The organism is Sinomonas sp. (genome assembly GCF_036848755.1).
In the GTDB taxonomy this organism is placed as follows: domain Bacteria; phylum Actinomycetota; class Actinomycetes; order Actinomycetales; family Micrococcaceae; genus Sinomonas.
The window spans coordinates 1-7780 of the sequence record NZ_DAIUJO010000143.1; the positions used below are offsets into that span (position 1 = coordinate 1).

General features: G+C 68.7%; 7 protein-coding genes. 4 read left to right on the plus strand and 3 right to left on the minus strand.

Annotated features, from left to right (window positions below):
- Together V7053_RS16695 and V7053_RS16700 are read right to left on the minus strand one after the other, a co-directional pair.
- Positions 1-194: PspA/IM30 family protein (locus tag V7053_RS16695; RefSeq protein WP_334173397.1), on the minus strand; the 194-nt coding region annotated here is incomplete at its 3' end.
- 65 nt (positions 195-259) lie between these two features.
- On the minus strand, positions 260-2305 hold the full coding sequence (locus V7053_RS16700) for a TPM domain-containing protein (RefSeq protein WP_443022658.1): 2046 nt from the start codon (positions 2303-2305) through the stop codon (positions 260-262).
- 306 nt (positions 2306-2611) lie between these two features.
- On the opposite strand from V7053_RS16700, the gene V7053_RS16705 reads away from it, so the two are divergent.
- The 4 genes from V7053_RS16705 (at position 2612) to V7053_RS16720 (ending at position 7252) form a co-directional block, all read left to right on the plus strand.
- Positions 2612-4363, plus strand: coding sequence for a S1C family serine protease (locus V7053_RS16705; protein WP_334173398.1), 1752 nt, complete (start codon positions 2612-2614; stop codon positions 4361-4363).
- Between the two features lie 347 nt (positions 4364-4710).
- On the plus strand, positions 4711-5511 hold the full coding sequence (locus V7053_RS16710; RefSeq protein ID WP_334173399.1) for an electron transfer flavoprotein subunit beta/FixA family protein: 801 nt from the start codon (positions 4711-4713) through the stop codon (positions 5509-5511).
- A 14-nt stretch (positions 5512-5525) separates the two neighbouring features.
- Positions 5526-6488, plus strand: coding sequence for an electron transfer flavoprotein subunit alpha/FixB family protein (locus V7053_RS16715; protein WP_334173400.1), 963 nt, complete (start codon positions 5526-5528; stop codon positions 6486-6488).
- Complete coding sequence (locus tag V7053_RS16720) at positions 6488-7252, plus strand: PIG-L deacetylase family protein (RefSeq protein ID WP_334173401.1); 765 nt, start codon at positions 6488-6490, stop codon at positions 7250-7252. Before V7053_RS16715 ends, V7053_RS16720 begins: the two co-directional genes overlap by 1 nt.
- 43 nt (positions 7253-7295) lie before the next feature.
- On the opposite strand, the gene V7053_RS16725 is transcribed toward V7053_RS16720, so the two are convergent.
- Positions 7296-7763, minus strand: coding sequence for a tRNA (cytidine(34)-2'-O)-methyltransferase (locus V7053_RS16725; protein ID WP_334173403.1), 468 nt, complete (start codon positions 7761-7763; stop codon positions 7296-7298).
- Positions 7764-7780 lie beyond the last annotated feature (17 nt).

Below are 7780 nucleotides of genomic sequence, written 5' to 3' on the forward strand. Positions count from 1 at the left end.
GCGTGGTCCTCCTGAAGCATCCGCAGATTGCCGATCGTCTGCGCGATCGCAGACTCTGCCTCGGCGATGTTGTTGCTGTAGTCGCGGACCATCTGATCCAGCATCTTCTGGGGGTCCTCCGCCTGGTCGAGCAGCCCATTGATGTTGGCTTTGGCCAGCTGCGCGATGCGCCCGAAGATCGACTGCTTTGCCATGGTGTGGTGCTCCCTTCATGGCCCGACACGTACGCCGGGGCCTGTTGTGGTCAGTTTTCTTCAGCTCAGAAGCTTCCGCCGTCGCCGCCGAAGCCGCCGCCATTCCCGCCGCCGAAGCCTCCGCCGTCGCCGCCGAAGCCACCGCCTCCGCCGAATCCGCCGTCGCCTCCCCAGCCACCGCCTCCCCAGCCGCCACCGCCGTGATGCCCGCCTCGGAGGATGCTGTCGATGAGGATGCCGCCGAGGATTGCCCCTCCGATACCGCCACCGTAGCTGCGGCCGCCGCCTCCGCCGAAGCCTCCGAACCCGGAGAACTGATCGACGTCCTGCTGTGCGATCTGGGCGGCCTGTTGAGCGAGGGTTGTTGCCTGCTGTGCGTAAGCTAGGGCGGAGGTCGGGTCGTTCTGGGCAATGCTCAGGGCGTAGTCGAGGTTTCGCTGTGCCTCCGCGAGGCGGGTGCGTGCTTCGGTGCCAACCCCGCCTCGGCGGGCCTCGATGTAGTCGCTCGTGGCGCTGATGGTGTCCTGCGCAGTGCGGATCTCCTGCTGGAGAGCAGCGGTGGCGCGTTGAGCCTGCTGTTCCCGATTGCGGACGCCCGCCAGGACGTCGTCGAGCTGCTGGTGCGCCTTCTCGATCCGCGACAGGAGCGAGACCGGGTCGACCTTGCTGCCGGCAAGCTCCTGTCTGGCCTGGGCCAGGGCTGATTCGACGCCGGCTATGGGGCCTGCGAGCTCGGCATGCTGCTGACCCTGCACCATGGCCTTGGCCTGCGCGAGGTCGTTCTCGGTGTCGGCGATCGCGCTGTCGAGGCTTGCCCGCGCGGTGTCGAGGGCCGCCGAGGCCTTGTCGATCGCGTCGAGAAGGACGACGCTCTGATGCAGCGCCTCCTCAGCTGCCCTGACTGAAACGGCCGCGGGACCCGTTTCGTTGGCTGCGAGCTGCTGGCGCGCCTGAGCCGATGCGGACTCGACGAAGGAGAGTCGATCCTTTGCCTGGCTGATGTTGTCTGCCACTTGCCGCACTGCGGACTCGGAGTAGCGATCGCTCAGGGTGGTCAGGGTGCCCTCCGCCCCGGCCAGCCGTGCTGTGGCCTGCTGGACGCCGGCGGCGACGTTGTCGAGTGCTGCAGGAGCGGTGCGCTCGAGCTCACGGAGCGCGTCGAAGTCCGCCTTCTGATCAGCGAGGGACTGGATGGCAGCCTGAGAGCGGTGGATGATCTCCCCAAGCCATGCCCGCTGCTGCTGTTCGGTGTCAGGGATGTGGTCATCGAGCTGTTGCTGAAGCTTGAACGATTCGCTCAGCTGCCCCTTGGCGTCGGCGAGGGCCTTCGTGAAGTTTCCGACGGCGTCGGACCCGTAGGAAGCCTCGGCGAACCCGAGCTCCTGCTCGCTCGACTTGATCGTGTCGTCCGCCCGGACCAGAAGGGCACTGGCACGCTGGCGCAGCTCTTCGACGGGCACGCCGGCGAGCGGGTCCGAGGGGGCGGAGGGCGCTCCCTGCCCCAGCGCGCTTGACCTCCTGCGGCGGGAGAGGGCGTAGGCGCCCGCCGCTCCCGCTGCGACGAGGACCCCAGCGCCCACGAGCAGGGGAGTGGCATCGGTACCGGAGGAGACGGCGCCGCTGCCGCCGCCCGCGGCGTCGCCCACGGCCTTCGCGGTGTCGACGGCCGCCTGGGCGTAGTCCTTCTTTCCGTTGGCGAGATTGGGCGTGATCGCGTTCTGTGCGATCGTGCTGATCTTCGGATACACCTTCGTGTTGGCTGTACTCGCCACGAGCTCGTACTGGCCCGCCGTTGCGATGGTGAGGAGCACGTCTGACGTCCCCATGCCCTTGTTCTTGGCTACGGCCTGCGCCCACGCCGCCCGGTCGCTCGGGTTGGTGAACGAGTCCACGATGACGACATAGAGATTCAGCTTGTGCTGAGAGAGGAGACTTGAGATCGCGGCCTGCACGTCGGCTTTCCGGGTCCCAAGTGCGCCACTGGGATCGACGATGTTGGTCCCCGAGGGAATGGCCACGGGGTCCGTGGCCCATGCGGGTGCCGCGGCCGGCATCAGCGCGAGCAATAAGGCGCCGACAGCCGTCAGGAGAGTCTTCAGCGTGGATCGCACTGCACAGCCCTTCGCTCGGCTCCGGGGCGACCGCCCCGGAAGGCCTCAGCGCCCCCGCATTCGGCCACGTGCCGCCGGGACGCTGTGGCGTGTCGCTTCGATTCTAGAGGCGCCTTTCCGCGCGAATCCACCGGCGAGAGGTGCGCCCCGAGCGAACAGGGCGAACGGCCGACGACGTCGGATCGTTGGGGCTCATGGGCAGGGCTGCGGCTTTCGGCTGACTTCCAGAAACCTCCCAGAGAACAGATGAGTCGCGCACAGCATCGCGGTCCATAGTTGTAGGCAGGACACGAAAGGATGAGGAGCATGAGCGAAACCCCAGAGAACCCGGCCCCGGACCGCGGCCAGGCGACAGAGGGCGGAGCGACGCCTGAGCGTTCGAGCGTCGCCCCGCACGGTGCGGAAGGCCGTCCGGGCTCCGACACGGCGCCGACGGCCCCGATCCAGGGTTCCGGCCAGCACACGGCTTCCCAGCCGGGCCAGTCTTCGGCTGGTCAGCCCGGCCAGCCCGCACCCCGTTACGGGCAGTACGGTCAGCCCGCTCAGCCGGGTCACGCGCCCCAGCCGGGCCAGGCGCCCCAGCCGGGCCAGGCGCCCCAGCCGGGCCGGTACGGACAGCCTGGGCAGTATGGCCAGGGCCAGGGCCAGGGCCAGGGCCAGGGCCAGGGCCAGGGCCAGTATGGCCAGGGCCAGTACGGGCAGCCGGGCCAGCAGGGCCAGTACGGCCAGGGCCAATCGCCGTACGGCCGCCCCGCGAGTCCGTACGGTCAACCGTCCAGCCCCTACGGGCAGCAGTATCCCTATGGTCAGGGAGGTCAGGGGGGCTCATCGTTCGCTCCGCCGACGTCCGGCCGCTCGGGTCAGCCCCGGCGCTGGGGCACCGGAGTGCTTGTGGCGGGCATGCTGGTGGCGGGGCTCGTCGGCGGCGGCGTCGCGGCCGGGGGCTACTCGCTGCTCGCGCCGCGCGCGGCTTCGGTCAACACCACGCAGAACAGTCCCGTCATCGTCAACAACCAGAACAGCGTCAACGCCGTGACTGCTGCCGCGGCGAAGGCCTCGCCGAGCGTCGTCACCATCGGGGTCACATCCGGGAATTCACAGGGCACCGGCTCCGGCGTGGTCCTGGACAACTCCGGGCACATCCTGACCAACACCCACGTCGTGACGCTGGACGGGCAGGTTGCCAACCCGAACATCGAGGTCCGCACGAGCGACGGCAACGTCTACTCGGCCACCGTCGTCGGAACGGACCCGCTCTCCGACCTCGCCGTCATCCAGATCAAGGGCGCCAACCTCACCCCGATCACGATGGGCGACTCGAGCAAGATCAATGTCGGCGACACGGTGGTCGCGATCGGAGCCCCGCTCGGCCTCGAGAACACGGTGACGGACGGCATCGTCTCAACCCTGAACCGCACTATCTCGGTCGCGTCGTCTGCCGCACCCCAGGGTGGAGACCAGCAGCAAGGGCAGGGTGGACAGGGCTTCCAGTTCGCGCCGCCGTTCGGGCAGTCGCAGCAGTCGCAGGCCCAGAGCACGATCAGCATCAACGTGATCCAGACCGACGCGGCCATCAACCCCGGCAACTCGGGGGGCGCGCTGCTGAACACCAACGGTGAGCTCGTCGGGATCAACGTCGCCATCGCCTCGACTGGCAGCAGCACGAGCAGCACGAGCCAGAGCGGCAACATCGGTGTCGGATTCAGCATCCCGATCGACTACGCGAAGCGCATCGCGCAGGAGATCATCTCGAGTGGCAAGGCCACCCATGGCCAACTCGGGGTCTCCGTCCAGCCTGCGACGCCCAACGGGAACTCAAACTCGCAGTTCTCGGTCGGTGCCCAGGTCGCGCAGGTGACAAGCGGCGGACCCGCCGACAAGGCCGGGATCAAGGCCGGGGACGTCATCACCCACTTCGGCGACTTCGCCATCGAGGACGCGAGCGGCCTCACGGCAGCCGTCCGCGAACAGGCACCCGGCTCGACCGTCAAGGTCACGCTGAACCGCAACGGTCAGAGCATGACAGTCGACGTGACCCTCGGCGCCGCGTCGTCCTGATCGATCCGTAGGCGATGAGCCGGGTCCCCTGACCGCGCCTCACCGGAAGGCTCCGCCCTCGCTCCTCTCCCCGAGGAGCGAGGGCGGAGCCTCTTTCCTGCCCTGGCCACGCGCCAGCTCCGGGCGCTGGGCAGTATCGCGTCGTTTCATGACATTTCGTGGCGTTCCGTGACGCTTCCCCTCGCGAAGGCCGGGCGCCTTGCCCTTCGCGCGTCAGTGCCAGCGCGTATGGTTAGCTAAGGTTCCCAGGGCGCGGTGCGTCCCGGGGTCTGCCCGCGGTCTCACCGCGGCACCAGCGCCATGTGCGCCACCAGCGACGGACGCAACACTACGGAAGGTCCTCAACCGTGGGAGACACCCTCAAGATCGTCGTGCTCGTCAAGCACGTCCCTGACGCTCAGTTCGACCGTCACATCGGTCCTGACAGGACGCTTGAGCGTTCGGAGAGCATCCTGTCCGAGCTTGACGAGTACGCCCTCGAAGCCGCTCTTCAGCTCAGCGAGGCCCGGGGCGGAGAGAAGGCCGGCAACCAGGTCATCGCCCTCACAATGGGAGCGCCGGACGCCGCCAACGCCCTCAAGAAGGCGCTCCAGATCGGCGCGACTTCCGGAGCTCACGTGAGCGACGATGCTCTGGCCGGTTCAGATGCATGGGCAACGTCGCTCGTGCTCGCGGCCGCGGTCCGCGCGGTCGGCGACGTCGACCTCGTGCTCACGGGAATGGCGTCCACGGATGGGGAGACGTCGCTCGTCCCGACCCAGCTCGCCGAGAGGTTGGGACTTCCGCAGCTCACGTTCGCATCGAGCTTGGAGGTGGAGGGGCGCACAGCCGTGATCCGCCGGGACGGCGGGACGACCTCCGATACCGTCGAGGCCGACCTTCCTGCCGTCGTGTCAGTCACGGACCAGATCAACGAGCCGCGGTATCCGAACTTCAAGGGCATCCTCGCGGCGAAGAAGAAGAAGATCGCCACGTTCGGTCTCGCGGACCTCGGTCTCGATGCGGGTCAGGTTGGCTCCGCCGGTTCCCTCACCCGGGTTGAGCAGGCTGAGCCGCGCCCTGCACGCGTGGCGGGAACCATCATCACGGATGAGGGCGACGCCGGCGTCAAGCTCGTCGACTTCCTGGCCGCCCAGAAGCTCGTCTAGCGGGAGAGATGACCATGACTGCAACCCTCGTCTACCTCGACGTTATCCCCGCCGACGGCCTCAGGAAGCCACAGCTCGAGCTGCTGGCCGCGGGCCGTGTCCTCGGCCCTGTCTCCGCCGCTGTCGTCAGCCAGCCGAGCGACGCCGTTGTCCGCGAGCTCGGCGAGCACGGTGTCGAGACCGTCTACACGCCGGGCGGAACCGACCTTTCGGGGTACCTCGTCGCACCGCAAGCCGCGTGGCTCGCCGCCGTCGCGGCCGCTGCACAGCCCGGCGCGGTCGTCCTCGACAACTCTTTCGAGGGCAAGGAGATCGCGGGGCGCCTCGGTGTGCGGCTGGACGCCGGAGTGATCACCGATGTCGTGGCACTCGAGGCCGACGGCACCGCCCACAAGTCGGTTCTCGCCGGCTCCTATGAGGTCCGTGCGAAGGTGACAAGCCCGGTCGCTGTCTTCACGGTCAAGCCAGGCGCTGCCGACGCTGCTCCTGACCCGGCGCCTCGCGCCGAGGCGCCGGCCGTGCAGGCGGTTCCCGTTCCCGAGGACGCCCTTGCACGCGCCGGACGCATCACCGCACGCGCGGACCGTCCTCGCAGCGGCCGCCCCGAGCTCACCGAGGCAGCCATCGTCGTTGCTGGCGGGCGCGGAACCGATGGCGACTTCGGACCCATCGAGGAGCTCGCCGATGCCCTCGGTGCGGCCGTCGGCGCCTCCCGCGCCGCGACGGACGCCGGGTGGATCAGCCACGACCTGCAGGTCGGCCAGACGGGCAAGACCGTCTCCCCCCAGCTCTACATTTCGGCTGGCATCTCGGGGGCCATCCAGCAGAAAGCCGGCATGCAGACGGCGAAGGTCATCGTGGCCGTCAACTCCGATCCTGAATCGCCTGTCTTCGAGATCGCCGACTTCGGGGTGGTCGGGGACCTGTTCAAGGTCCTTCCCCAGGCGACCGAAGAGATCAAGCGGCGTCGCGCCTAGTGGCTACTGCCGCGGGCGGCCTGCTGGGACGCGAGGACGTGCGGAAGGTCCTGGCGTTTGGCGCGCACCCTGACGACCTCGACTTCGGCGTGGCCGGGACCGTCTCCGCGTGGGCCGCCCAGGGTGTCGAGGTCCATTACGGCATCATGACCGACGGCGATGCGGGCGGCTTCGACCCGGCTCACCGTCCCGAGATCGTCGCCTTGCGCAGAGACGAACAACGCGCTGCTGCAGCCCGCGTCGGTGTCAGCGAGGTGCACTTCCTCGGCTACCGCGACGGCTATCTCGAGCCCACGCACGACGTGCAGCGCGACGTCGTCCGGCTCATCCGGACGCTGCGGCCTGACGTCGTCGTCGCCATGCACCCGGAGCGCAACTGGTCGAGCCTCCAGATGTCCCATCCGGACCATCTCGCCTGCGGCGAGGCCGTGACGCGGGCCGTCTACCCGGCTGCGGAGAACCCCTACGCCTACCCGGAGCTCGAGGCGGCGGGCCTCAACGCCTACCGCGTCCCGTGGCTCTGGCTCTACGGCGCGCCCGACGAGCGCGTGAATCACGTCGTGGACATCACCGAGCACGTCGACGCGAAGCTCGAGGCGATCCGCGTGCACCTGAGCCAGCATCCTGATGTTGCCGCCACGGAACGGTTCGTCCGGGCCAAGCTCGCGGCGACGGCGGCGGCGTCGGGCCTCGGCGCGGGCGCATCGGCCGAGGCGTTCCACGTGGTCGCGGTCAATTCGCCGCAGACGATCGCCGGCTTCTGACGGCCCAGCTTCCAACGGCCCACGGACGCTCTAGCGCTGCAGCTCAGAGTTGCGCGCCGTCATAGCCGTTCTGCCGCCACGCCTCGTACACAGCGATCGAGGCGGAGTTGGCGAGGTTCAGCGAGCGCCGTGCCGGGACCATCGGCAACCGGACGCGGGCCGTGACGCGCGGGTCAGCGAGCACGTCCGCCGGAAGGCCCACCGATTCGGGGCCGAAGAACAGGATGTCGCCTCGTGCGTAGGAGACGTCGGCGAAGGGCACGTCACCGTGGGAGGTGAACGCGAAGACCCGCGACGGCAGGAGCGCGGCGAAAGCGTCCTCGAGATTCCTGTGCACCGTGACGACGGCGAGGTCGTGATAGTCGAGTCCCGCACGGCGCAGCTTCGTGTCCTCGAAGTCGAAGCCGAGCGGCTCGACGAGGTGGAGCTCCGACCCGGTCACTGCGGCGAGGCGGATGGCGTTGCCCGTGTTGCCCGGGATCTCGGGGGTGTAGAAGAGGATGCGGAACACGCCCTCCATCCTAGGCG